This is a genomic window from Nonomuraea sp. NPDC049141 (genome assembly GCF_040648415.1).
Taxonomy (GTDB): Bacteria; Actinomycetota; Actinomycetes; order Streptosporangiales; family Streptosporangiaceae; genus Nonomuraea.
This window is the reverse complement of the sequence record NZ_JBEZDR010000018.1, coordinates 1-21,686: the sequence shown is the minus strand read 5'-3', so window position 1 is coordinate 21,686 and position 21,686 is coordinate 1. Positions and strand designations below refer to the sequence as shown.

Annotated in this window: 29 protein-coding genes; 18 read left to right on the top strand and 11 right to left on the bottom strand. The window is 69.3% G+C overall.

Features of this window, described 5'->3' with window-relative positions; all coding sequences use genetic code 11:
* The first annotated feature begins 1 nt into the window (after position 1).
* Positions 2–400: a hypothetical protein gene (locus AB0B91_RS42680; RefSeq protein ID WP_358333010.1), complete on the top strand. Its 399-nt coding sequence runs from the start codon at positions 2–4 to the stop codon at positions 398–400.
* 33 nt (positions 401–433) lie between these two features.
* Here the strand turns inward: AB0B91_RS42680 and AB0B91_RS42675 are convergent, their stop codons facing one another.
* Positions 434–1,597 (bottom strand): S41 family peptidase, encoded by a 1,164-nt coding sequence (locus tag AB0B91_RS42675; RefSeq protein ID WP_358333007.1) that lies wholly within the window; start codon positions 1,595–1,597, stop codon positions 434–436.
* On the opposite strand from AB0B91_RS42675, the gene AB0B91_RS42670 reads away from it, so the two are divergent.
* The 3 genes from AB0B91_RS42670 to AB0B91_RS42660 all read left to right on the top strand — a co-directional run bounded on the left by AB0B91_RS42670 (position 1,587) and on the right by AB0B91_RS42660 (position 3,667).
* A complete protein-coding gene (locus AB0B91_RS42670) occupies positions 1,587–1,829 on the top strand; it encodes a hypothetical protein (protein ID WP_358333004.1) in 243 nt (80 codons plus the stop codon). The two genes, AB0B91_RS42675 and AB0B91_RS42670, sit on opposite strands and share 11 nt — an antisense overlap.
* Before the next feature lie 69 nt (positions 1,830–1,898).
* On the top strand, positions 1,899–2,552 hold the full coding sequence (locus tag AB0B91_RS42665) for a response regulator transcription factor (RefSeq protein WP_358333001.1): 654 nt from the start codon (positions 1,899–1,901) through the stop codon (positions 2,550–2,552).
* Positions 2,549–3,667 carry a HAMP domain-containing sensor histidine kinase gene (locus tag AB0B91_RS42660; protein WP_358332998.1) on the top strand — a complete coding sequence of 373 codons (1,119 nt, stop codon included), beginning with the start codon at positions 2,549–2,551 and terminating at the stop codon, positions 3,665–3,667. Before AB0B91_RS42665 ends, AB0B91_RS42660 begins: the two co-directional genes overlap by 4 nt.
* A gap of 5 nt (positions 3,668–3,672) precedes the next feature.
* Here AB0B91_RS42660 and AB0B91_RS42655 read toward each other — a convergent pair whose 3' ends face one another.
* The 3 genes from AB0B91_RS42655 to AB0B91_RS42645 form a co-directional block, all read right to left on the bottom strand.
* The gene (locus AB0B91_RS42655) at positions 3,673–4,155 is read right to left on the bottom strand and encodes a PaaI family thioesterase (RefSeq protein ID WP_358332995.1); all 483 of its coding nucleotides are present in this window, start codon (positions 4,153–4,155) and stop codon (positions 3,673–3,675) included.
* A 38-nt stretch (positions 4,156–4,193) separates the two neighbouring features.
* Positions 4,194–5,414 carry a riboflavin synthase gene (locus AB0B91_RS42650; RefSeq protein ID WP_358332992.1) on the bottom strand — a complete coding sequence of 407 codons (1,221 nt, stop codon included), beginning with the start codon at positions 5,412–5,414 and terminating at the stop codon, positions 4,194–4,196.
* 184 nt (positions 5,415–5,598) lie between these two features.
* Positions 5,599–6,330 carry an NAD(P)H-binding protein gene (locus AB0B91_RS42645; RefSeq protein ID WP_358332989.1) on the bottom strand — a complete coding sequence of 244 codons (732 nt, stop codon included), beginning with the start codon at positions 6,328–6,330 and terminating at the stop codon, positions 5,599–5,601.
* 184 nt (positions 6,331–6,514) lie between these two features.
* Here AB0B91_RS42645 and AB0B91_RS42640 point away from each other — a divergent pair, with 184 nt between their 5' ends.
* Genes AB0B91_RS42640 through AB0B91_RS42630 form a run of 3 tightly spaced genes read left to right on the top strand, consistent with a single transcriptional unit; the run spans position 6,515 to position 9,212 of the window.
* Positions 6,515–7,426: an NAD(P)-dependent oxidoreductase gene (locus AB0B91_RS42640; RefSeq protein WP_358332986.1), complete on the top strand. Its 912-nt coding sequence runs from the start codon at positions 6,515–6,517 to the stop codon at positions 7,424–7,426.
* Entirely contained in the window at positions 7,423–8,346 is a 924-nt protein-coding gene (locus AB0B91_RS42635) for an RNA polymerase sigma-70 factor (RefSeq protein WP_358332983.1), read from the top strand. Before AB0B91_RS42640 ends, AB0B91_RS42635 begins: the two co-directional genes overlap by 4 nt.
* Positions 8,347–8,375: 29 nt before the next feature.
* Positions 8,376–9,212, top strand: coding sequence for an SDR family NAD(P)-dependent oxidoreductase (locus AB0B91_RS42630; RefSeq protein ID WP_358332980.1), 837 nt, complete (start codon positions 8,376–8,378; stop codon positions 9,210–9,212).
* 22 nt (positions 9,213–9,234) lie between these two features.
* Here the strand turns inward: AB0B91_RS42630 and AB0B91_RS42625 are convergent, their stop codons facing one another.
* The 3 genes from AB0B91_RS42625 to AB0B91_RS42615 all read right to left on the bottom strand — a co-directional run bounded on the left by AB0B91_RS42625 (position 9,235) and on the right by AB0B91_RS42615 (position 10,704).
* Positions 9,235–9,693 (bottom strand): GNAT family N-acetyltransferase, encoded by a 459-nt coding sequence (locus AB0B91_RS42625; protein ID WP_358332977.1) that lies wholly within the window; start codon positions 9,691–9,693, stop codon positions 9,235–9,237.
* A 126-nt stretch (positions 9,694–9,819) separates the two neighbouring features.
* Positions 9,820–9,987, bottom strand: a complete 168-nt coding sequence (locus AB0B91_RS42620) for a hypothetical protein (RefSeq protein ID WP_358332974.1) — start codon at positions 9,985–9,987, stop codon at positions 9,820–9,822.
* Between the two features lie 51 nt (positions 9,988–10,038).
* Entirely contained in the window at positions 10,039–10,704 is a 666-nt protein-coding gene (locus AB0B91_RS42615) for a GNAT family N-acetyltransferase (protein WP_358332971.1), read from the bottom strand.
* A gap of 112 nt (positions 10,705–10,816) precedes the next feature.
* Between AB0B91_RS42615 and AB0B91_RS42610 the strand changes: the two genes are divergently transcribed.
* From AB0B91_RS42610 to AB0B91_RS42600, 3 genes are all read left to right on the top strand, one after another.
* Positions 10,817–11,398 (top strand): TetR family transcriptional regulator, encoded by a 582-nt coding sequence (locus AB0B91_RS42610; protein ID WP_358332968.1) that lies wholly within the window; start codon positions 10,817–10,819, stop codon positions 11,396–11,398.
* 81 nt (positions 11,399–11,479) lie between these two features.
* Positions 11,480–11,803 (top strand): YciI family protein, encoded by a 324-nt coding sequence (locus AB0B91_RS42605; RefSeq protein WP_358333611.1) that lies wholly within the window; start codon positions 11,480–11,482, stop codon positions 11,801–11,803.
* Complete coding sequence (locus AB0B91_RS42600) at positions 11,800–12,123, top strand: sigma factor (RefSeq protein WP_358332965.1); 324 nt, start codon at positions 11,800–11,802, stop codon at positions 12,121–12,123. Before AB0B91_RS42605 ends, AB0B91_RS42600 begins: the two co-directional genes overlap by 4 nt.
* Here AB0B91_RS42600 and AB0B91_RS42595 read toward each other — a convergent pair.
* A complete protein-coding gene (locus AB0B91_RS42595; protein WP_358332962.1) occupies positions 12,116–12,853 on the bottom strand; it encodes a TetR/AcrR family transcriptional regulator in 738 nt (245 codons plus the stop codon). The two genes, AB0B91_RS42600 and AB0B91_RS42595, sit on opposite strands and share 8 nt — an antisense overlap.
* A gap of 111 nt (positions 12,854–12,964) precedes the next feature.
* On the opposite strand from AB0B91_RS42595, the gene AB0B91_RS42590 reads away from it, so the two are divergent.
* A complete protein-coding gene (locus tag AB0B91_RS42590; protein WP_358332959.1) occupies positions 12,965–13,963 on the top strand; it encodes a zinc-dependent alcohol dehydrogenase family protein in 999 nt (332 codons plus the stop codon).
* A 23-nt stretch (positions 13,964–13,986) separates the two neighbouring features.
* A complete protein-coding gene (locus AB0B91_RS42585) occupies positions 13,987–14,355 on the top strand; it encodes a nuclear transport factor 2 family protein (protein WP_358332956.1) in 369 nt (122 codons plus the stop codon).
* Positions 14,356–14,603: 248 nt separating this feature from the next.
* On the opposite strand, the gene AB0B91_RS42580 is transcribed toward AB0B91_RS42585, so the two are convergent.
* Positions 14,604–15,455 (bottom strand): class I SAM-dependent methyltransferase, encoded by an 852-nt coding sequence (locus AB0B91_RS42580; RefSeq protein ID WP_358332953.1) that lies wholly within the window; start codon positions 15,453–15,455, stop codon positions 14,604–14,606.
* Between the two features lie 47 nt (positions 15,456–15,502).
* Here AB0B91_RS42580 and AB0B91_RS42575 point away from each other — a divergent pair, with 47 nt between their 5' ends.
* From AB0B91_RS42575 to AB0B91_RS42550, 6 genes are all read left to right on the top strand, one after another.
* The gene (locus AB0B91_RS42575; RefSeq protein WP_358332950.1) at positions 15,503–16,081 is read left to right on the top strand and encodes an XRE family transcriptional regulator; all 579 of its coding nucleotides are present in this window, start codon (positions 15,503–15,505) and stop codon (positions 16,079–16,081) included.
* A gap of 334 nt (positions 16,082–16,415) precedes the next feature.
* Positions 16,416–16,553, top strand: a complete 138-nt coding sequence (locus tag AB0B91_RS42570; RefSeq protein WP_358332948.1) for a hypothetical protein — start codon at positions 16,416–16,418, stop codon at positions 16,551–16,553.
* Positions 16,550–17,608: a winged helix DNA-binding domain-containing protein gene (locus AB0B91_RS42565; RefSeq protein ID WP_358332945.1), complete on the top strand. Its 1,059-nt coding sequence runs from the start codon at positions 16,550–16,552 to the stop codon at positions 17,606–17,608. The genes AB0B91_RS42570 and AB0B91_RS42565 overlap by 4 nt, the downstream gene beginning before the upstream one ends.
* A 73-nt stretch (positions 17,609–17,681) precedes the next feature.
* Positions 17,682–19,067, top strand: coding sequence for a serine hydrolase domain-containing protein (locus AB0B91_RS42560; protein WP_358332942.1), 1,386 nt, complete (start codon positions 17,682–17,684; stop codon positions 19,065–19,067).
* 33 nt (positions 19,068–19,100) lie between these two features.
* A complete protein-coding gene (locus tag AB0B91_RS42555) occupies positions 19,101–19,706 on the top strand; it encodes a hypothetical protein (RefSeq protein ID WP_358332940.1) in 606 nt (201 codons plus the stop codon).
* Positions 19,706–19,921, top strand: coding sequence for a helix-turn-helix transcriptional regulator (locus tag AB0B91_RS42550; RefSeq protein ID WP_358332937.1), 216 nt, complete (start codon positions 19,706–19,708; stop codon positions 19,919–19,921). Before AB0B91_RS42555 ends, AB0B91_RS42550 begins: the two co-directional genes overlap by 1 nt.
* A gap of 108 nt (positions 19,922–20,029) precedes the next feature.
* Here the strand turns inward: AB0B91_RS42550 and AB0B91_RS42545 are convergent, their stop codons facing one another.
* Both AB0B91_RS42545 and AB0B91_RS42540 read right to left on the bottom strand, forming a co-directional pair.
* On the bottom strand, positions 20,030–21,394 hold the full coding sequence (locus tag AB0B91_RS42545) for a VCBS repeat-containing protein (RefSeq protein WP_358332934.1): 1,365 nt from the start codon (positions 21,392–21,394) through the stop codon (positions 20,030–20,032).
* 52 nt (positions 21,395–21,446) lie between these two features.
* Positions 21,447–21,686 (bottom strand): VCBS repeat-containing protein (locus AB0B91_RS42540; protein ID WP_358332931.1); only part of this gene is annotated, 240 nt, incomplete at its 5' end.

Sequence of the window (21,686 nt, the reverse complement as noted above, 5' to 3'; positions counted from 1 at the left end):
CGTGGCCACCAAGACCGTCGCCGACAAGCTGCTGGTCAAGCCGCAGGCCACCGTCTGGATCTCCGACGACGAGCACCGCCCACTCGTCGAGCCGCTGCCCGAGGGCGCGCGGCACATCGACGACCTGGGCGAGGCGGGAGTGGCGGTGCTGTTCGCCGCCGACGCCGCCGCGGCCCGGCAGCTCCTCGACCAGCACCGCGACCAACTGGCCCAGCCCGCGACCCTGTGGGTGGCCTACCCGAAGGGCAACAAGGCCGACATCAACCGCGACACGCTCTGGCCCATCGTCGCCGAGTACGGCCTGCGGCCGAACGGGCAGGTCGCGGTGGACGAGGTCTGGTCGGCGCTACGCTTCCGCCCGCTCAAGGAAGGCGAGCCACCCTTCACCGGCGGACGCTAGCCCGCCACGCGGCCGGCCGCTGCGGCAGGCGCGTCAAAGAAGCGTCAGCGCCTTGGCCACGCCCGGGTCGCGCCCGGTGGCCAGGTCGAGGGCGGTCATGGGGGCGTAGTGGTCGACCGGCACGCCGATCGTGTCGATGATTTCGCGGGCGGGCCCGAGGTGCCGGACCCTGGGCAAGAGCAGGACGCTGCCGTCGTCGAGGAGATATCCCTCGCCGGGGCCGGAGACGGCCCCAGCGGTGCGGGTCCCGATGAGGGTGCCCAGGCCGTTGTCCTTGACCGCCGCGCTGAAGTCCTCACAGGCCGAGGCGCATCCGCGGTCGGTGAGGACGACCAGGCGCGAGCCGAGCAGCGGGACGCTGTCGTCGGTCCTGTTGGGCACGCAGTCACCCTTGAGCGGGCAGAAGTAGCTGGTGATCTTGCCGTGCGCGAACGCGCCGAGCAGCCGCGTCACCTCGCGAGGCGACCCGCCGCCGTTGCCGCGCAGATCGAGGACCACCGCCTTCGGCTTACCCTGCAGCTTGGCGATGACCTGGTCGGCGGCGCCTTCGTAGAATCCAGGCAGTTGGACGTAGGTGACGCCACCGGCGAGCTTCTTTGACGTCACCGCCGGAGTCTGCCGCGTGACAGGGCCCTCTCTGAGCTCGACGATGCGGGTCCGTCCCGTCGTTGGACGCTTGAGTGTGAGCCGTACCGTGCCGGAGGCGAAGGCGTCGAGGATGCTCTGATTCACGGTGTCCCCGATGAACGCCGGCACGCCGTTGACCTTGACGATGATGTCACCGGCTCTGATGTCGGCCTTGGCGGCGGGGCTGCCGGGCAGGACGCGGGTGATGAACATCGGCGGCCGGGCCGCGGGGTCGAGCTGCGATCCTCCCTGATCAGCCGACGCGCCCACGATGCCCGTTCCGGTTGGCCCGCCCTCTTGCGACGGGGTCGGCCTGACCCAGCGGGCGTGGTTGTCGTGCAGTCCGGCGACCATGCCGGTGATCGCGGCGCGCAGGGCGGTGGGGTCGCCGGCGCCGAGGACTTTCGCGAAGGCGGCCCAGTCGGTGTCGCGGTTCCCGGTCAGGGCCGGCAGCCCAAGGTTGGCCCGGTCGGCGCCGCGCCGCATCAGGTTCTGGGTGTAGGCGGCGAAGGCGCTCTTCAGCAGCGCCTTCGAATCCATGACCGGGCCGCTGTAATAGTTGTCCAGCACACAGAAGTACGCCTGCCGGAGCGTGTTCACCGAGGTCGGCGGTGCCGATTCCGGCGGTGCCGATTCCGGCGGTGCCGATTCCGGCGGTGGCGCCGTGCTGGTGGTGCAGCTCCCGCCTGGGGCGGCCGATGGGGACGTGGCGGCCGATGCTGACGCGAGTGCGGACATGGAGCAGGCCGCCACCAGGACGGCCGCGCAGAGGGCTTTGATCATGGCCGCCAGCGTGGCCTGAAGCGGGTTGCACGGTCGTGAACGGATCCGTTAACGCCGTTGTTACCCCGGTTCGGGTACGAACGTCGGCATGCGGATTCTGGTGGCCGAAGACGAACGCGACCTGGCCGATCTCGTGGCGGTGGGGTTGCGCCGCCATGCCATGGCCGTCGACGTGGTGTACGACGGGGCCGCCGCGGTGGAGCGATTGGCGGTGCACGACTACGACGTTCTCGTGCTGGATCGGGACCTGCCCGAGATGCACGGCGACCTCGTGTGCAGTGAGCTGGTGGCGCGCGGGAGCCGTACGCGGATCCTGATGATGACGGCGGCGGCGTCGGTGCCGGAGCGAGTCGCGGGTCTCGGGATGGGAGCCGACGACTACCTGCCCAAACCGTTCGACTACGCCGAGCTGGTCGCACGGGTGCGAGCGCTGGGGCGGCGCAGCCGGTCGCAGGTACCGCCGGTGCTGATGCGGCACGGGATCGTGCTCGACACTCACCGGCTGCAAGCCTCGCGGGACGGGCGGCACCTGCACCTTTCGCTCAAGGAGTTCGCCGTCCTTGAGGTGCTGATGAGGGCGGACGGCGCGGTCGTGAGCTCCGAACGGCTGCTCGAAGAGGCATGGGACGAGAACGCCGATCCGTTCACCACGGTGGTGCGAGTCCTGGTCAGCCGCCTACGGGCCAAGCTGGGCGACCCGCCGTGCATTCAGACGCTTCCCGGTGCGGGATACCTGCTGTGACGACGATCCGGGTACGGCTCACGCTGATCTACTCCGGACTGTTCCTGCTGACCTCGGTCGTGTTGCTGGTCACGGTCAACCTCCTGCTGCGCCAGGCGCTGGACACGCGGATCGCCCGGCTGCCCGGGGGAGCGATGGCACCGGCCGCGCCGACGGCGCCGACGCTGGGGGTGCGGGTCGATCGGCTTCCGCCGCTGCCGCAGCTGGTGAACGACGTGATCGGCTACCAGTGGAAGGTGACCGCGTTGACGGTCGGGATCCTGGCGCTGGTCTCGTTGGTCGTCGGATGGCTGGTCGCCGGGCGGATCCTGCGGCCCATCCACCGGATCACCGCCACCGCGCAGCGGCTGTCCCTGTCGACCCTGCACGAACGGATCGCGCTCGGCGGCCCGAAGGACGAGCTGAAGGAACTGGCCGACACCTTCGACGCGATGCTCGACCGGCTCGAACTCTCCGTCGCGGGACAGCGGCGGTTCATCGCGAACGCCTCCCACGAGTTGCGGACCCCACTGGCCGTCCAGCGGGCGGCGATCGAGATCGGGCTCCCCGAGGACGTCGGCGCGATCCGCGGCACGCTCCTGCTCCACAACCACCGCGCGGAGAACCTCATCGACGCCTTGCTGGTCCTGGCCCAGGCGGAACACGGCCTGGACGACAGGAGTCCCGTGGCCCTGGACCAGGTGGTACGGCTCGTCCTGGCGGAAGGAGGTTCGGACGGCGTCATCGTGACGGAGCGAACCGAGCCGTTCATCGTCGATGGAGACCCTGTCCTGCTGAACCGGCTCGTCACCAACCTCCTCGACAACGCGGTCCGCTACAACCATCCCGGCGGAACCGTTGAGGTAACGCTCTCCCGTGGAGTTCTGACGGTCCGTAACACCGGTCCGCACGTGCCCCAGGAACGTTTCGGCGATCTCTTCGAGCCCTTCCGGCGGCTGCAGACGACCCGTGGACAGGGCGCCGGGCTCGGGTTGTCGATCGTCGCGTCGATCGCGAAGGCTCACGGGGCCGACGTGCGAGCGAGCCCCAACCCGGGGGGCGGGTTGGAGCTCGTCGTGGTTTTCGCGGGATCTGCGGATGCGGTGCCTGCCACGGACGACAGTGGCCAGGGCTGACCCCCTTAAATGTCGGCCCGGTGGTTTTCCGGCTGTTCGGCTCTTTCCTTGACGAACATCAGCGTCTGCTGGCCTGTCGCGACGAGCGACCGGTGCCCGTCCTGGACGCCGAACACTTGCAGTTGGCACACGGCCAGCGTTCGGCCGGATCTCAGGACCGTCCCCACGGCCTCGATGTGATCGCCTACGGCGGGCGCCAGGAGGTTGATCTTGTACTCGACCGTGAGCACCGAAGTGTTCTCAGGGGCCAGCGTGAACGCCGCATAGCCGCCCGCGCTGTCCGCGATGGCGCTGCTGGCTCCCGCGTGGACGTAGCCGTGCTGCTGAGTGACTTCAGGCCGGCTGGGGAGCACGATGCGCACGCATCCTGATGCGATGTGAGCTATGCGCGCACCGAGGTGGCGCATCAGTCCCTGCCGATCGAAGCTGGCCTGGATGCGCGCCCGCACCTCGGGGCTTGCCTGCGGCTGTTGCGTCTGGTCTTCCATGGCCTCTCTCAATCCCGCGCGGCCCCCGCCCCTCGGCGTCATAGGTGCTTCCTGAGGTCGGCCACATCCAGCAGGGGCAGGCCCCAGCGCAGGGCGGCGATCTCCAGGTCGGCGGCCTGCGCCATGGTCCCATCGGGGTTCATGACCTCGCAACACACCCCGACGGGAGGCAGCCCGGCCGCCACGCACATGGCGACGGTGGCCTCGGTGTGACCGGCGCGTTCGAAGAGCCCGCCAGGGCGCGCGGCGAGCGGGAAGACGTGTCCCGGCCGCAGGAAGTCGTCCGGCCGGGCGTCCGGGTGAGCCAGGCGGCGCACGGTCGCGGCGCGCTCGGCCGCCGACACCCCGGTGCCGGTCCCGGTGACCAGATCCACCGGAATGTGCGGGCGGGTGCCGTGCCGGTCGCCGGGGCCGGGGACAGGCCCGATGTCCAGACGGTCCAGGACCTCGGGAGCGCACGGCACGGTCGTGTGGCCGCAGACCTGGGTGAGCAGGAAGGTGAACGCCTCCGGGCGCAGACGCGCCCCGGCGAACACCACGTCACCTTCCCCCTCCCGATCCGGATCCCAGATGACCACGGCTCCTCCGGCGGCCAGTTGCGTGAGCGCCTGCTGTACGCCGCGCCCGCCGGAGAGCCGGCCGGCCCACGGAAGCGCCGCGACCACCTCGGTCACCGCCCGCGCCAGGTCGGGCAACCGGCGTCGCACCAGGCGGATGACCAGGTCGGGTTCCAGGTTCACCCGATCGCCGACAGACAGCTCCGACAGCGTGCTGGCCTGCAGAGTCAGCGGGATCAGCGTCACCGAGAACCGGTCGCGGGACACCTCGGCGACGGTCAGGCTCACGCCGTCGACCGCGATCTGACCCTTCGCGACGATCAGCGGGAGGAAGCGCTCAGGCGGTTTGATCCACAAGCGACGTGCGGCTCCCTCGTCATCGATCCGCACGATCTTGCCCACGGCGTCCACGTTGCCCTGGACCAGGTGGCCGGCGAGCGGGTCACCCAGCGCCAGAGGAGTCTCCACGTTGACCCGGGTGCCCGGCCGGATCTGGTCGAAGGTCGATCTGCGCCGGGTGTCGGCCGACAGTCCGGCTTCCAGTACGTGCGTCTCGTGAGCGGCCTGGAGGACGGTCAGGCCTACGCCGTTCAGGCAGATCGACCCCGGCGCGCCCGCGGCGGCCTTGGGAGCGCCGACCGCGATGCGCGCCTCATCGACGGCCACCACCGTGCCGATTTCCTGGATGTTGCCGGTGAACATGCGACCCACCTCTCGACAGCGGGAGGACGAGCCTCACCGCACGAAGAACCAGGGGCCGGAACAGGCCCGAGAGGTGGCGGGGTGTCACCGCGTGGCCCGGATTCGCACCGAGTCGTCCCGCCGAAGTCAGCGGAACCGGCGGGCTGTCACCGCCGCACCTTGGAATCGCACCGATCAACGTCTATCACTCAACAGCCTGACGGGTCAAAGGGTGCCAGGCTCTGCTTTTGGGGAGTGCTTCGCCGCGGATCCACTGGAGCAAGCTGGGGTTGTCGACGGTGGTGATGACGCTGATGGTGGCGCGGAGGTAGCGGTCGTCGTCCAGCAGGGCCAGCATGCTCGCGGCCAGGTCGGCACGGGCGGTGAACCTGCCGTCGGCATGGCCCTCGACGAAGGTGTAGTCGGTGACCGCCGGCAGGTGGTAGAGCCCGCTGGGGCGCACGATCGTCCAGTCCAGATCGCTGGCGCGGACCAGCTCTTCCATCCGCCGCATGTCGTCGTACAGCGTCTTGCCCAGCACCCGCGTCACGTACGGCAGCAAGACCCGGTTGAACAGGAACCCGCCTTCGGAGTACGCGTGCGGGTCGACCCCGCTTGAGCTCACCACGGCGAGCCGACGCACCCGATGCCGTCGCATCGCGGTGACGATATTGGCCACGCCCCGCGAATAGGTGCTGATCGGTTCCTTGCCGGCGGGTACTCCGAGCGTCGACAGCACCGCATCCCGCTCCGCCACGGCGGCGTCGACGGCTGCCGGATCGAGCACGTCGGCACCGACCACTTCGAGCCGATCATGGCGCAGTGGAAAGGAGTCCGGCTGCCGGGTCACCGCGGCGACCTGATGTCCGGCGGCGAGTGCCTGGTCGGTGAGCAGGCGGCCGGTGGGGCCATTGGCCCCGAAGACTGCGATACGCATGACGACTGTCCTTCCTAGAAGCTGGCCCGTCTGCCCCGAGACGAGACAGCCCGGTCGTTCTGTGACACGCGAGGAAGGACAGACAGCGCCGCGAACGAGTGTCTTACCTGCGATGTCACAGAACAGCAGCGCTGTCTCGTCTCGGGTATGGAAGACAGGTCGTGGGATCGGGAAGGCGATGATCATGCGGGTGTTCGTGGCCGGCGGGGCCGGGGTGTTGGGGCGGCGGTTGGTGCCGCAGCTTGTGGCGCGTGGTCACCAGGTGACGGCGACGACGACGAGCGCGGCGAAGTCAGGCTTCGTGGAGCGGTTGGGCGCCAAGGCGGTCGTGATGGACGGGCTGGATGCGGGGTCGGTCGGGGAGGCGGTGGCCAAGGCCCGGCCGGACGTGATCGTGCACCAGATGACCGCTATCTCCGGCAAGCCAGATATCAAGCACTTCGACCGCTGGTTCGCCGTCACGAACCGGCTGCGTACCGAGGGGACGGACCACCTGCTGGCCGCCGCGGAAGCGACCGGCGTATCCCACTTCATCGCACAGGGCTACGCGTCTTGGAACGGCATCCGCACGGGCGGATGGGTGAAGACCGAGGAGGACCCGCTGGACCCGACGAGCACCGGCAAGGGGGCGGAAGCGCTCCGCCACCTTGAGGACGCGGTCGTCAAAGCCGGTGGCGCGGTCTTGCGGTACGGCGCGTTCTACGGCCCGGGCGCCACCGACGATCAGGTCGAACTCGTACGCAAACGGCAGTACCCGGTCGTCGGCAACGGTGGCGGCTACAGCTCCTGGGTACATCTCGACGACGCGGCCGGCGCCACCGTCCTGGCTGTGGAGCACCAGGCGAAAGGCGTGTTCAACATCGTCGACGACGAACCGGCCCCGGCTCGTGAGTGGCTGCCCTACCTCGCCGAGTGCGCGGGAGCGAAGCCGCCGATGCGGGTACCCGTCTGGCTGGCCCGGCCGCTGGCCGGGCAGACCGCGGTGACCATGATGACCGAGGGGCGCGGCTTCTCCAACGCCAAGGCCAAGCGGGAGCTCGGCTGGCAGCTGCGCTACCCCTCCTGGCGGCAGGGCTTCAAGGAGGAGCTGGCGTGAGCCGGGCCGAGGAGTTCGAGGAACTGCGGCCGCTGCTGTTCTCGATCGCCTACCGGATTCTCGGCAGTGTGAGCGAGGCCGAGGACGCGGTCCAGGAGACCTGGCTGCGGTACGAGGCCTCCCCGACGCAACCCGTGTCGGCCAAGGCGTTCCTGTCGGCCGTGGTCACCCGGATCGCGATCGACGTGCTGCGCTCGGCGCGCGTCCGGCGGGAGGAGTACGCCGGGCTGTGGTTCCCCGAGCCGCTGCTGACCGACCCGTATGAGGACCCGGAGCGGTCGGCGGAGCTGGCCGACTCGGTGTCGATGGCGGCCCTGCTGCTGCTGGAGCGGCTCAGCCCGCTCGAGCGGGCGGTCTTCGTGCTGCGGGAGGTGTTCGGGTTCGGCTTCGGTGAGGTCGCATCGGCGGTGGGACGCTCGGAGGCGGCCTGCCGCCAGCTCGCCGTACGTGCGCGCCGCCACATGGACGGCGGCCGCGCCCGGTTCGAGGCCGACCGCCGGGAGCGAGAAGAACTCGCCGGGCGATTCTTCGACGCCTTCCGGGAAGGCGACGTGGACGGGCTGCGGGAGCTGCTGGCCGCCGACGCGCAGCTGGTCGGCGACAGCGGGGGCAAGGCCCCGCTGTGGGGCAAGGGCGTCTTCGGCGCCGAGAACGTGGCCCGGATGCTGGCCGCGATGGTCACGCCGTTCGTCGCGATCGGCGGGGTCGTGGAGTCGCACGAGGTGAACGGCCAGCCGGGCGCGATCTTCCGCGACCAGGACGGCAAGGTGGTCAACACCTGGACGCTCGACATCCTCGATGGGCAGATCCAGATGATCCGCGCGGTGATCAATCCCGACAAACTCGGACACCTGGGTCCGGTGGCGGACGCCTGGACGGTCGTTCGCGAGACGAACCAGGCTCGCCGGCTCGCGGATTGACCGCAACACATAAAGAACGGAATGACATCATGAGCAAAGTCTGGTTCGTCACCGGTTCGTCCCGCGGCCTGGGCCGCAGCTTCGTCGAGGCCGCCCTGGCTCGCGGTGACAAGGTGGCCGCGACGGCGCGGAACACCGCAAGCCTTGACGATCTCGTCACCACCTACGGCGACGCGGTGCTTCCGCTGGAGCTGGACGTGACCGACAAAGCCGCCGTCTTCGGCAGCGTGAAGCGGGCCAAGGAGCACTTCGGCCGCCTGGACGTCATCGTGAACAACGCCGGCTACGGCCTGTCCGGCGCGGTGGAGGAGCTGACTGAGCGGCAACTACGCGATCAGTTGGAGACCAACCTGTTCGGCGCGGTGTGGGTCGTCCAGGCCACGCTGCCCCACCTGCGCGAACAGGGCGCAGGGCACATCATCCAGATCTCCTCGGTCGCCGGCGTATCCGCGTTTCCGCTCGGCGGCGCATGCTGCGCCTCCAAGTGGGCCCTTGAAGGTCTGAGCGAATCTCTCGCCCAAGAGGTCGCCGGTTTCGGCGTCAAGGTGACCGTGGTCGAGCCCGGTTCGTACGCCACCGGCGCGAGCGCCGGCGCCGTCCGGGCCGAGCCCGATCCGCTGTACGAAGGTCTGCGCGAGAGCTTCGCCGCCTACGCCGAGACGCTGGACGTCGGTGACCCGGCCGCCGCGGGCCGGGCACTGCTCAAGCTCGCCGACACCGACGACCCGCCGCTGAGGGTGTTCTTCGGCGCCCAGGGCAACCCGATCCTCCAGCAGGTCTACGCGGATCGGCTCAAGACCTGGGCCGACTGGCAGGACCTCGCGGTGGAAGCACACGGACACACGCCTGCGGCTCCGGCTGCCTGACCCGGCGGCAGGCCTTCGGGCTTCAGCTGAGGGCGAGCTCGTACTCAACCTGTTCGATCGGGTTGCCGTCCCCGAAATCGTGCCGGCGGTCCGCACCCGACTCGGTGAAGCCGTTCTTGGCGTAGAAGCGGCGTGACTGGGGGGTGTCGCGCAGCGTCCACAGATGCACCCCGTCGAAGCCGTCCTCGCGCAGCCTGTGCAAAGAAGCGACCATCAGGGCGCCCGCGCTGCCGGTGCCCCAGGCGTCCGGGTGGTTGTAGAAACCGAAGAGTTCAGCCCATCCCGGCCGCGTCGGCGAGGAACCGAAGTAGGAGAAGGTCAGCGGTCGGCCGGCTCTCGCGGCGAGCAGGAGGGTGTCCTGCGTGTTGGCGAGCACGTCGTGCCACTTCCCGCGCCGGTTTCGTACCGCTTCGGCGAAGAACGCCGGGTCGAAGAAGCCGACGTAGGCCGCCTTCCAGGACTCCGCGTGGATTTCGCCCACCGCATCCCCGTCACCCACGGAGGCTTGAAATATCGCAAAGTCAGCTGCCACAAGATCAGTCTTTCTCTTTGAGATGCTCCAGCGCCGCGTAATCGTAGGGCATGTCCAGACGGGGGTAGTCACCGACTATGAGGAACGCTTCCGCTCGGTCGCGGCGCGGGCGAGGCCGGTCAGCCAGTCCTGGTGGCCGTTGAGCATGGGGTTGGGCCGCTGCTCGGCCAGCTCTGCCGCTGGTCGGCCGAGCTGGGACTCCTGGGTGAGGATCCGTACCCGGCCGCCGGACAGGTCCTCCACGCCGCCCGCTCCTGGTAGGCGCTGCCGTCCCTGCATCGTGTTGACCCCTGACTACAGAGTCCATGCCCGGCGAGTACCCGTGCCCTCGTCGACGGTCGGCAGGTGGGGCAGGCGCATCAGCAGGCCGTCGCAGTGGCAGGGCGAGCCGCACCGATGGCAGTGGCAGTCGCCCGCCACCGAGGCCTGTTCCCAGTACCGGCGGACGGTGGTCACCGGCTCCCACCCGGCGGCCTTCAGCACGCCGTCGCCGCACCCCGGGCGGTCGCGCAGCCACACCATGGCGTACGCCTCGGTGCACCGCTCCCTCAGCCAGGCCGTGCGCTGGATGGCAAGGGCGGTGCCGAGGCCGCGACGGCGCATCGACGGCACCACGGCCATGGCGCTCAGGATGCCGACCCGGCGTCCGCCGGCGGACGGCGGCGCGGGGGAGAGGGTCCCGTCCGGCATCGGGGCGATGAACCCGCGATATCCCTCGTCGTCGACCACCTGGGCCAGCGCCGCCCCCACCGGCGTCATCGACCCCCGGGGGAAAGCCGCCAGGAACTGCACCGTCTCGTCATCGCGCATGTGCCGCAGGAGCCGGCCGACGGTGAGCACGCCATGGCCGAGCGCGGCGTTGACGACGGCGGCGGACGCCGCCACCCCCCGCTCGTCGCCGGGATGAAGCCGGGCGACGAACCACGCGGGATCCGCCATCGGCGAAGGAATGCGAGTCACGTTCCTCGTTATATCCGGCCGCCGTTCTCGAATTCAGGTGAACGGAATTCACGTATGCTCAACATAGTACTATGCTTAGAGTGGTTTGAATTCCGGATTCGGGAGAGATTCGATGCGGCAGAACCCGGCACGACGGGCGGCACTCCTCGACGCGGCCATCGAGGTGCTGGCCCGCGAGGGGGCGCGCGGGCTGACCTTCCGGGCCGTGGACGTCGAGGCGCAGGTGCCCAACGGCACGGCCTCCAACTACTTCAACAACCGCGACGACCTGCTCACCCAGGTCGGCCACCGCTTCTACGAACGACTGGAGCCCGAGGCGGGGAGGGTGGCCGCCGCGCTGGAGGGGCCGCGCGACCGCGACCGGGTCACCGAGCTCATGCATGACCTGGTGGAGCGCGTCAGCCACTTCCGCTCCGGCTACCTGGCCCTGCTGGAACTCCGGCTGGAGGCCACCCGCCGCCCTGAGCTGCGCCGCCTGCTCACCGAGCGCATCCGCGCCGACGTCGACGCCAACGTCAGCTTCCACACGGAGTCCGGCCTGCCCGGTGACGCGACCACGGTGGTCCTGCTCTACTTGGCGCTCAACTGGCTGATCCTGGAACGGCTCACGTTGCCCGACGTCTTTCCCGAGAGCCAGATCCACGACCTGGTCACCGACGTGGTCGAACGCGTCCTGCCAGGCCCCGGGCGTTAGCCGGCCACCGCCATGTGCGGGCCGCTGGCAGACTGAGACCGGCGAGCCCGATGACGAGGAGGACCGCTGCGTTATGTGCTGATGCTGCGCAGCGACGTGTCCGACGAGACGGTCGCCGACCAGGATCCGGACATGGTCGGCTGCGGCGGCTGGACCGAGGACATGGAGCGCCGCGGGATCCTGCGGGGCGCGACGGGGCTGCGGCCCAGCAGCGACGCGACCACGTTGCGCGTACGGCGTGACGAGGTGCTGCTGACCGACGGGCCGTTCGCCGAAACCAAGGATCAGATCGGCGGGTTCAGCGTGATCGACTGCGTCGACCTCGACGAGGCCATCGAGCTGGCCGCCGCCCATCCGTGGGCGCGCGTGGGACAGATCGAGATCAGGCCGGTCTGGCAACCGTGACGGACCGGGTCGCCGCGGCGGTCGCGACCGCGTTCCGGGAGGAGTGGGGGCAGGTCGTCGCCACGCTCATCCGGATGACCGGCGACTGGGACCTGGCCGAGGAGTGCGCGCAGGACGCGTTCGCCGCCGCGCTGGAACGCTGGCCGCGCGACGGGGTGCCACGGCGGCCGGGCGCGTGGCGGTTGGCATCGCACACTGGCGGGCCAGACGCACGACGTGAACCCGCAGGCGCTGGCCCCGGCGCTGCGGGAGTTCCTCGCCGATCCCACACCGGCTCGGCCGCCTCGCGGACCCGGCCGTGGGCTGTGAAGATCAGGTAGCGGTCGAAGTCGCCGGCGACAGCTCCGGTTTGAGCCCCAGCGATCTGATCAGGTCGAGCAGTTCGGCGTGGTAGAGCTTGGCGGGATCGCTGGTCTGCGGGTGGAGGTGGCCGTAGACCTCCAGGGAGATCAGGCCGTGCATGCGACCCCACATGCGCAGCGCGAGGGCGACGGCGGCCGGGGGCAGGTCGGAGAAATGCTCGCGGACGGTTTCGACCAGGCCGGGGGAGAAGTCCGACCACTGGTGGTCGGTGGATGCCTGGGTGGCTCTTGCGTGCGGCCAGGCGGCGACGGCGAGTTCGGTGAGTCCCAGGCAGGCGCGTTTGGCGGCCTCTGGGGCCGGCCCGCCGACCGGCGCGTGGTAGCCGGCGACCGGATCGCCGTAAATGAGGCGAAAGCCTTCGGGATTGGCCAGTGACCAGGCGCGCACGCTCTGCCCCCAGGCCAGGATCCGGCCGGCTATGTCGTCGGGGGAGACGATGTCGCGTGCCGTCTCCACCTGGTCCAGCAGCGAGGTGTAGATGTCGTTGATCAAGGTGGTGATCAACGCGTCCCGGGTGTCGAAGTAGCTGTAGATGGCGCTGCCGCTCATGCCCATCTCGCGGCCGATCGCGCGCAGCGAGACCGCGTCGGGGCCGCCCTCGGTCAGGTGCTTGAGAGCGATGGCTTTGATCTCCGCAGTGGTCTGCGCCCGCAACCGCGCCCGTCGGCCCAGTGTCTGCTCTTGCACGCTTGACAGCTTACAGCGCTACGTTAGAGTACGGCGCACAAAGTCTGAACGGCGTTCTCTCTTTGAACGCTGTTTAAGCGTAGCCGACCTGTCAGATCGAGGGGATTTGCGATGAAAGCCAGGGCAGTGCTGTTCGACGAGCTTGGCGGTCCCGAGGTGCTCCACCTCGCAGACGTGGAGGTCGGTGAGCCCGGTCCCGGCGAGGTGCGGGTGCGCATCGACGCGTTCGGCCTCAACCGGGGCGAGGTGTTCCTGCGTACGGGCCGGTACTACTACGACGCGGTGTTGCCCGCCTCGCGCCTGGGCACCGAGGCCGCCGGCGTCGTGGAGGCCGTCGGGCCGGACGTGGCGGACGTCGCCGTCGGAGACGCGGTCAGCATCGTGGCCAAGCCGAACGACGATGGGATGTCCATCCATGGCATCTACGCCGATCGGGCCATCGTGGCGGCGCGGCGGCTGATCCGCCGCCCGGACCACATGGACGCCGTGACCGGCGCGGCCATCTGGGTGCCCGCCTTCACCTCCTACGGCGCCCTGGTCGAAGTCGGGCGGCTGCGACCCGGCGATCCCGTGGTCATCACGGCCGCTTCCAGCAGCGTCGGCCTGGCGGCCATCCAGATCGCGGCCTACCTGGGCGCCACGCCCATCGCCGTGACCAGGACCGCCGCCAAGGCCGACCGGCTCCTACAGGCGGGCGCCGCACATGTGATCGCCTCCGACGACGGCGATGTGGTCAAGCAGGTGCGCGCGCTCACCGGCGACCGGGGCGCACGACTGGTCTTCGACGGCGTCGCCGGTCCCGGCCTGCCCGATCTCGCGCAGGCAGTGGCCCCGGACGGCATGCTGATCGTCTACGGCTCCCTGGACGGACGGCCCACCCCGCTGCCGATGTGGTGGCCGATCAACGTCTACGGCTACGCCATCTTCCACCTGTTCGCCGACGTCGAGCGCACCCGCCGAGCCGAGGCGTTCATCATCAACGGCCTGCTCGCCGGAGCACTCGCCCCGGTGATCGACCGCACCTTCGACCTGGCCGACATCGTCGAAGCCCACCACCACATGGAGTCCAACACCCAGGTCGGCAAGATCGTCGTCACCGTCCAGCACTGACCGCCAGGAAAGGAAGACACCTGATGAGCCCCACCTACGCCGACCTCATCGGCCACTTCATCGACGCCATCAACGACACCGACGCCGCCCGCCGTCGCGCCACCATCGAGAAGATCCTCACCCCCGACTGCACCTACACCGATCCGGAGATCGCCGTCGAAGGACACGACGCGCTGGATGCGGCGTTCGCCGACCTGCAGCGGCGGATCCCGCCCGGTTTCCGGTTCAGCCTGGCCGCCCCGGTCGACGCGCACCATCACCAGGCCCGCTTCTTCTGGCGGTTCGGCGCCCCCGAAGCAGACGCCCCCGCCGCGACCGGCTCCGACGTCGCCGTCTTCGCCGACGGGCGCATCCGCCACCTCTACGCCTTCTTCGACGCCGCCAACGCCTGAGGACCATGTCATACGCGACACGACGGCTGCTGACCGTCACGGCCGTTGCCGTCGGAGAGACCGAGGGTTGTGCGATGTACACCATGGTGGCGTTCAGGACGACCGTCAGCTGGGCAACGCCGATGATGCTTGGGCTGGAGAGGTGGCGCGGGCGGTGCTGCAGCGAGTGCGGGGGCTTGAGTTGGGCATGACAGGGCCGTTTCTGGACGCGATCGGGAAGGGCCGGGGGATTGTGCGGCCGCCCGGGGTCAGGGGCGACGGGCCACCCAGGTGGTACGGGTGGTGCGGACAGTGAGGTTGTCGCGCCGCAGCACGCTGTGGGGGCCGTCGCTGTCGAGGACGACGTCGAGTGCGGCCAGGTCGTCGGCGGGCAGTCGGCCGTCGAGGTGGGAGTGCAGCTTCCGCAGGCACACCTGCGCGTAGCGGGCCGTGGCGGCCGGCAGCGGGGCGGGCAGATCGACGACGAACGGCCGCTTGGCTTCCAGCACGAATCCCGCGCGGACCAGGTGCTCGGTCCAGTCGACGGACGGGCCCGGGTTCAGCGTGGCATGGACGCGCGCTTCCAGACCGGGGCGTCCCACGCCGATGTCATCGGGCAGGAATCGGGGAAAGAAGTCCATCTCGGTGACAGCCAGCAGTCCGCCCGGCCGCAGGTTGTCGAACGCTCCGGCCAGTACGCGGTCGGGATCGGCCATGTGGTGCAGAGCGGCGGCCGCCCAGACCAGGTCGCTGGTCTCCAGGTGCGGCCAGCCCTCGTTCAGATCCGTCTGGACGCCCCGGATCCGGTCGGAGAGGCCGAGCGTGCATGCCTTCTTCGAGAGCCGGTGGAGCATCTGGGGGGAAAGATCCAAAGCCGTGATGTCGGCCTGCGTGAAACGCCGTGCGAGGGCGAGGGCGCCGGTCCCGGTCCCGCTGCCCAGGTCGACGATGCGACCGGGTTCCCGGTCGGACAGCTCCCCCAGCCAGTCGGTCAGCTCCGACAGGTAGGCCCGCAGGACCTCGGCATCCAGTTCCAGGAGCTCGGCCATCGCGACGGCGTCGGCGTCGGCTCCGGCGTGGTTCTGGTGCGGGTGAAACGGACTGGTTTCGGTGCTGTTCATACTTCGACCGTAATGCGGCCTTGCACGAATCACATAAGCTCTTGCATATGACGCAAGAAGGCGATCTGGACAGCACGGTCCGCATGCGCATTCGGAGTCTGCGGCAGGCACGCGGCTGGTCTCTGGACAACCTCGCCGAGCGCGCCCTCATGAGTCCCTCCAGCCTGAGCCGCATCGAGACCGGCCGCCAGCGCATCAGCCTCGACCAGCTGACCTCACTGGCACGCGCCCTGGGAACCTCGATCGACCAGTTGGTGGAAACCGTCAATGACGACGACGTCGTGATCAGGCCCGAGCGCGACGATCAGCGTGGACTGACCACCTGGCTGCTGAGCCGCGGCTCCGCGCCCGCCGGGGTCACCGTCGCCAAGATGCGCATCACCGACGAGGCGCACGGACCGGGGGCCGATCAGCTCGGAGTGCACCCCGGCAAGGAATGGTTCACGGTCCTGTCGGGAACCGTCGCGCTGATCCTCGGCGAGCGCGCCATACGAGTCGAGACCGGTCAGGCCGCCGAGTTCTCCACCATGATCCCCCACGCCATCAAGGCACACGGCGGTCCAGCAGAGATCCTCGTCATCCTCGATCACGACGGACAGCGCACCCATCTCCACCCCCCGGCGTGAACCCGTTAAGCCTGTAAGAACCGTGCAAGCGGCGGTGATCAGTCCTCTGGCCGGGAGGGTCGACTCAGCGAGCGCGAGACGGCCGCCCTTCAACTCGGGCAGTTGTAGATGGTGTTGCGGGAGACGCCGAGGAGCTTCGCGTCCCGGCCGGCCTGTCCCCGGTAGCGGGCGAGGCGGCCCGGCGCTGGGCAATCACGTTCCTGGCGGCAGCGATGAGCGCGACGCCTGGATCCGCGCCTCCGGCCCGTACGACGCCGTCGTGGATCTCGACCGCATCACCTCGCTTAACCAGCCGTAATTGATCCAGTATTGTCGCCTGGGGTCCCACGGCAGCGTGTGGCCGCGGACGCGCGAACAGGAACGCGAACCGGTCACCCTGGAGCGGATCGCCGCCGAGGCCGTGACCCCGCTGGATGCGGAGGGAGAGTCGGGGCTGACCATGGGCTACCTCCTCGACGGGATGGACCGATGATCACTGCCAGAGAGCTCAACCGGGCCACGCTGGCCAGGCAACTCCTGCTCCAGCGGCACGCGATGCCCGCCTTGCGGGCTGTGGAGCAGTTGGTCGGGTTGCAGGCGCAGGCGCCGTTCCCGCCGTACTTCGGGCTCTGGTCGCGCCTGGAGGGGTTCCGGCCCGAGGAGCTGGCGGGGCTGCTGACCGGGCGCGAGGTGGTCAGGATCGTGCTCATGCGCGGCACCGTCCACCTGGTCAGTGCCGCCGACTGCCTGACGTTGCGGCCGCTGACGCAGCCGCCGCTCACCAAATACCTGCACAGCGCGTACGGCGCGCAGCTCGTGGGCCTGGACCTGGCGGCGGTCGTCGAGGCGGGCCGCGAGGCGCTGACCGACGGGCCGCTGACCGCGGCCAAGCTCGGAACGCTGCTGGCCGGGCGCTTCCCCGGCACGGCCGCGGCCGACCTGGCGCAGGTCATGCGCATCCTGGCGCCGCTGGTGCAGGTGCCGCCCAGGGCGGTGTGGGGCAAGGCCGGGCAGACCGCGTACGCGACCGCCGAGTCGTGGCTGGGCCGCGAGCTGCACCCGTCACCGTCGCTGGAGGATCTGGTGGTGCGCTACCTGGCCGCCTTCGGGCCCGCCACCGTGGCCGACGTACAGGCGTGGTCGGGGCTGACCGGGCTGCGCGAGGTGGTCGAACGGCTGCGCCCGCGGCTGGTGGAGCTGGACAGGGGGCTGTTCGACCTGCCGGACGCGCCACGGCCCGGCCCGGACGTGGACGCGCCGGTGCGGCTGCTGGCACCGTTCGACAACGTGCTGCTCAGCCATGCCGACCGGACCCGGATCATCTCCGACGAGCACCGCAAGCGGGTCATCACCGTCAACGGGCAGGTGCTCGGGACGGTCCTGGTCGACGGGTTCGTGCAGGGGGTGTGGAAGCGGGACAAGCGGGTGGTGAGCGTCGAGATGTTCGGGCCGGTGTCGCCGGCGCGGGCTCGGGAGATCAGGGATGAGGCGGCCAGGCTGCTCGCCTTCGCCGAACCGGGCAAGGACGGCGAAATCACAGGGATCTGATGGCGGTTTTCCGCAGTGCAGGTTGAGGGCTTTCCGCAATGTGCCGTCGAGGCGCGGTGCCTAGCGTTGACGCGTGCTCTTGAACACCCTCGCGGCGCTCTGCCTGGCCGTACTCCCCGCGCCTGGCGGCCCCGCTCCTACTCCGGCGACGATCGACCGATATATCGCCCAATACCGTGAAGCGACCGGATTGCCAGGTGTGGCGGTGGCGGTCACCAAGGGAAAGGAGGTCATTCACGCCGCAGGCTACGGCCGGACCGCGACAGGCGACCCCGTGACCGCCGACACCCCCATGGCGCTCGCGTCGGTCAGCAAATCCTTCACCTCACTGGCCGTCCTGCAGCTGGTGGAGAAAGGCCAGGTCGAGCTGGACAAACCGGTGCACGGTTACCTGCCCGAGTTCCAGCTGGCCGATCCCCGGGCGGCCGGCATCACCGTGCGCCAGCTCCTCGACCAGACCTCGGGCATGGCCGACTCGGCGTTCCGCGAGAAGAGCCTGCCTCAGCCTGACTCGCTCCAGGGTGCGGTGTCCCGCCTCAGAGACGCGCGGCTCGCCACGGCGCCGGGGACCGCCTACAGCTACCACAACACCAACTACCAGGTCGCCGCCCGGCTGGTCGAAGTGGTGAGCGGCGAGCCGTTCGCGGCCTATCTCAAGGCACACGTGTTCACGTCGCTCGGCCTGCGCCACAGCAGCACGATCGACACCGACCGGGACCTGCCGGGCAGCGCCCGGGGCCACCTCTACCTCCTCGGCCAGGCGATCGCCGTACCGGAGCCGCCCGGGTTCGGCAACGGCTCCGGCGGCGTGCTCAGCAGCGCGAACGACATGGCCCGCTGGCTGATCGCCCAGAACAACGGCATCCTGTCTCCCGCGAGCGTCAAAGAGATGCGCACCCCATCCGCCCAAAACCCGGATTACGCCCTCGGCTGGGAGCTCGACAAGACCGCGCGCGGCACTCCTGTCCTCCGGCACGGCGGCGACCTGTTCACCTCCACGGCCCAGCAATTGCTGATTCCCGGCTCCGGATACGGCGTGGCGGTCATGGCCAACACCGGCATGGCCTTCGCCGACAGCGCCGCCCTCATGGACGGCCTGGTCGCCCTGATCGAGGGACGGCAACCGGACGCGCCCTCCTCGCCCTTCCTGACCACCGACCTGGTGTTTCTGGTGCTGACCCTGGCGACCGTCGCGCTGGCGGCACGCGGCGTGGCCCGCTCGCGGCGCTGGGCCGCCCGCCGGACGGGCTGGCAGCGGTGGCGACTGCTGCCGTATCTGCTGCCGCTCGTCCTGTGTACGGCGATCGCGCCGGTCTTCCGGGTCCTCGCCCGAGGCAGGGACATCATGTGGATCCAGGTGGTCTACCTCTATCCGACGTTCATGATCTGGCTGGTGACGGCTGCTGCGGCGGGGTTGGCGGTGGTGGTCGCGCGCCTTTGGAGAGGAGCAGCGAAGTAGACATAACGACTATCGTTATTTACGATTATCGTTATGACTGCGAAGTGGCTCAACCGACTTGAAATCCTGCTGACCTTCTCCCTGATCATCAGCTGCCTGGGCGCGCTGTGGCTGCTGGTGTCCACCGTCTTGATCGCCTCCGTCGGCGGCGGCAACGGCTTCGGTATCCCGTTGCACGTGTACGACGTGCCGGTCGCGGGCATGGCGGCGCCCGGTGCCGCGATCTCCCACGCGATCGCCGACGTCCAAGTCAGCCTCCAGGGCTCGGCGCCGGTCGTCGCCCTGCTTTATCTGCTCCTGTGGGCACCGGGCATCGCGACCCTGCTGCTCGCCCTGTTCACCGTCGTCCGCGCGGTGCGCCGGGCCAGATCAGGGGACAGGGCGCTGTTCTCCGCCGTCACCGCCGCCCACCTGCGCCGCCTCGGCTGGATCCTGATCATCGGCTCGCTTGCCACGGGCGTACTCGGCGCGGTGAGCGAGTCGATCCTGGCCTCGATACTGTTGGCCAAGAGCTATCCGTTCTATCTGCAGACGGGTGACGTGCTGATGGGGGTCGTGACGGGAATGGCGGTGCTGGGCGTGTCGGAGATCGTACGGCGCGGCGTGGTGCTCCTCGAAGAGGTCGAGGCCACCGTCTGATGGCCGAGCCGTTCATCCGCGTACGGCTGGACGAACTCCTCAAAGAGCGCGGCCTGACGCTCACCGAGCTGTCGCACCGCGTCCAGATCACCGTCGTCAACCTGTCGATCCTGAAGAACGGCCATGCCAAGGCGATCCGCTTCTCCACGCTCATGCGCCTGTGCGACGCGCTCGACTGCCAGCCGGGAGACCTGCTCGGCTACGAACGGTCGTAGCCGCCGGGGCTTGTTCGGCCGCCACCGTCACCGGAAAGCCGATGGCGCAGCAGAAATCCCGCCGGAGCGTCTTGGTGTGTCGACGCCCCGGCGGGATGGGTGGATTGGTTAGAAGTAGGGGGCCCAGCCGGGGCCGAGCTCGGTGGCGGAGTCGAAGTTGTTGGCGCCCTTGCCGTTCCAGAGGTAGAGGGTTCCGGTGCCTTCGCGGAGGGCGGCGATGTCGGTGTGGCCGTCGCCGTTGACGTCACCCAGTGACATGAGGGTGCTGTCGTAGAGCGCCCAGCCGGGGCCGACCTCGACGGCGCTGGAGAAGTTGTTGTCGCCCTTGCCGTTCCAGATGTGCAGGGTGCTGCCGTCCTTGACGGCGGCCAGGTCGCCGATGCCGTCACCGTTGTAGTCGCCGCCGACGGGCTTGCTGAAGGAGGCCCAGCCGGGGCCGACTTCGGTGGCGGAGCCGAAGTTGTTGGCGCCCTTGCCGTTCCACAGATACAGGGTTCCGGTGCCCTCGCGGACGGCCGCGATGTCGGTGTGGCCGTCGCCGTTGACGTCACCGAGCGAGGTCAGGGTGCTGTCATACAGCGCCCAGCCGGGGCCGACCTCGACGGCACTGGAGAAGTTGTTGTCGCCCTTGCCGTTCCAGATGGTCAGCGTGCTGCCGTCCTTGACCGCGGCCAGGTCACTGATGCCGTCGTCGTTGAAGTCGCCGGCGATCGGCTTGCTGTAGGAGCCCCAGCCGGGGCCGATCTCGACGGCGCCGGCAAAGTTGTTCGAGCCCTTACCGTTCCAGACGGTCAGCGTCCCGGTAGCGGCCGAGAAGATGTCACCCACCCCATCAGCGTTGAAATCCCCACCCTGCGAACTCCGTGGCTTCCAGAGGGCATCGACGATCTTCTGTGCGTCTCCGGCCTGGGGTTGGTAGCGGTCGGGGTAGGCCGAGACCTGTACCGCCTGACATACCTCGCCGATCGGCGCCGTCTTCCAGGCGTTGTTCGGGTATTCCCTGATCATTTTGTCGAGGAAGGCATTGGTGGCCCAGATCGGATTGAGCCGCTCCTGGACGCTGCCCCACGACGCACGCTGCTGGAACAGTCCCAGGCTGTCATGGTCGACCGTCTCGCTGATGTTCTGGATGGTCGACTCCACGATCGCGGTGGTGACCGCGATGACCGCCGCCCTTGGAGCCAGGCCGCGATCCCGAGCGGCCTTGACGACCATGCGGGCGCACGAAACGCGGTACGCCGTCATGTAGCCCTTCATCGTGGCTGTCAGGACGCCGTTCAGTTGTGCGGCCAGGGCTGTGTCCCCGCTGGTCGTGCCGTTGGGGTCGCATGCAGCGGTGGCGTAGGAGGCGGTCACTCGGCCGGTCGGTGGTCCGGTCGGATCAGCCTCGGCGTGCCCTGAGGGGGATAAGGCGACGATCGCGAGGGTGGTCAGCATCGCCGTCGCCACATGGCGAGCGGATGTTCTGGTCACTGTCTTACGCTCCAAGTCGTGGGAAGGGCTTCACCGGGATGGGATTGGGTCGTTAGAAGTAGGGGGCCCAGCCGGGGCCGAGCTCGGTGGCGGAGTCGAAGTTGTTGGCGCCCTTGCCGTTCCAGAGGTAGAGGGTGCCGGTGCCTTCGCGGAGGGCGGCGATGTCGGTGTGGCCGTCGCCGTTGACGTCACCCAGCGACATGAGGGTGCTGTCGTAGAGCGCCCAGCCGGGGCCGACCTCGACGGCGCTGGAGAAGTTGTTGTCGCCCTTGCCGTTCCAGATGTGCAGGGT

Excerpts from the sequence above, each read along its gene's own strand:
- AB0B91_RS42590 (WP_358332959.1), top strand. The coding sequence starts at position 12,965 with ATGAAAGCCAGGGCAGTGCTGTTCGACGAGCTTGGCGGTCCCGAGGTG.
- AB0B91_RS42610 (WP_358332968.1), top strand. The coding sequence starts at position 10,817 with ATGCGGCAGAACCCGGCACGACGGGCGGCACTCCTCGACGCGGCCATC.
- AB0B91_RS42630 (WP_358332980.1), top strand. The coding sequence starts at position 8,376 with ATGAGCAAAGTCTGGTTCGTCACCGGTTCGTCCCGCGGCCTGGGCCGC.
- AB0B91_RS42585 (WP_358332956.1), top strand. The coding sequence starts at position 13,987 with ATGAGCCCCACCTACGCCGACCTCATCGGCCACTTCATCGACGCCATC.
- AB0B91_RS42640 (WP_358332986.1), top strand. The coding sequence starts at position 6,515 with ATGCGGGTGTTCGTGGCCGGCGGGGCCGGGGTGTTGGGGCGGCGGTTG.
- AB0B91_RS42555 (WP_358332940.1), top strand. The coding sequence starts at position 19,101 with ATGACTGCGAAGTGGCTCAACCGACTTGAAATCCTGCTGACCTTCTCC.
- AB0B91_RS42575 (WP_358332950.1), top strand. The coding sequence starts at position 15,503 with ATGACGCAAGAAGGCGATCTGGACAGCACGGTCCGCATGCGCATTCGG.
- AB0B91_RS42665 (WP_358333001.1), top strand. The coding sequence starts at position 1,899 with ATGCGGATTCTGGTGGCCGAAGACGAACGCGACCTGGCCGATCTCGTG.
- AB0B91_RS42565 (WP_358332945.1), top strand. The coding sequence starts at position 16,550 with ATGATCACTGCCAGAGAGCTCAACCGGGCCACGCTGGCCAGGCAACTC.
- AB0B91_RS42605 (WP_358333611.1), top strand. The coding sequence starts at position 11,480 with ATGCTGCGCAGCGACGTGTCCGACGAGACGGTCGCCGACCAGGATCCG.
- AB0B91_RS42645 (WP_358332989.1), bottom strand. The coding sequence starts at position 6,330 with ATGCGTATCGCAGTCTTCGGGGCCAATGGCCCCACCGGCCGCCTGCTC.
- AB0B91_RS42650 (WP_358332992.1), bottom strand. The coding sequence starts at position 5,414 with ATGTTCACCGGCAACATCCAGGAAATCGGCACGGTGGTGGCCGTCGAT.
- AB0B91_RS42655 (WP_358332995.1), bottom strand. The coding sequence starts at position 4,155 with ATGGAAGACCAGACGCAACAGCCGCAGGCAAGCCCCGAGGTGCGGGCG.
- AB0B91_RS42550 (WP_358332937.1), top strand. The coding sequence starts at position 19,706 with ATGGCCGAGCCGTTCATCCGCGTACGGCTGGACGAACTCCTCAAAGAG.
- AB0B91_RS42580 (WP_358332953.1), bottom strand. The coding sequence starts at position 15,455 with ATGAACAGCACCGAAACCAGTCCGTTTCACCCGCACCAGAACCACGCC.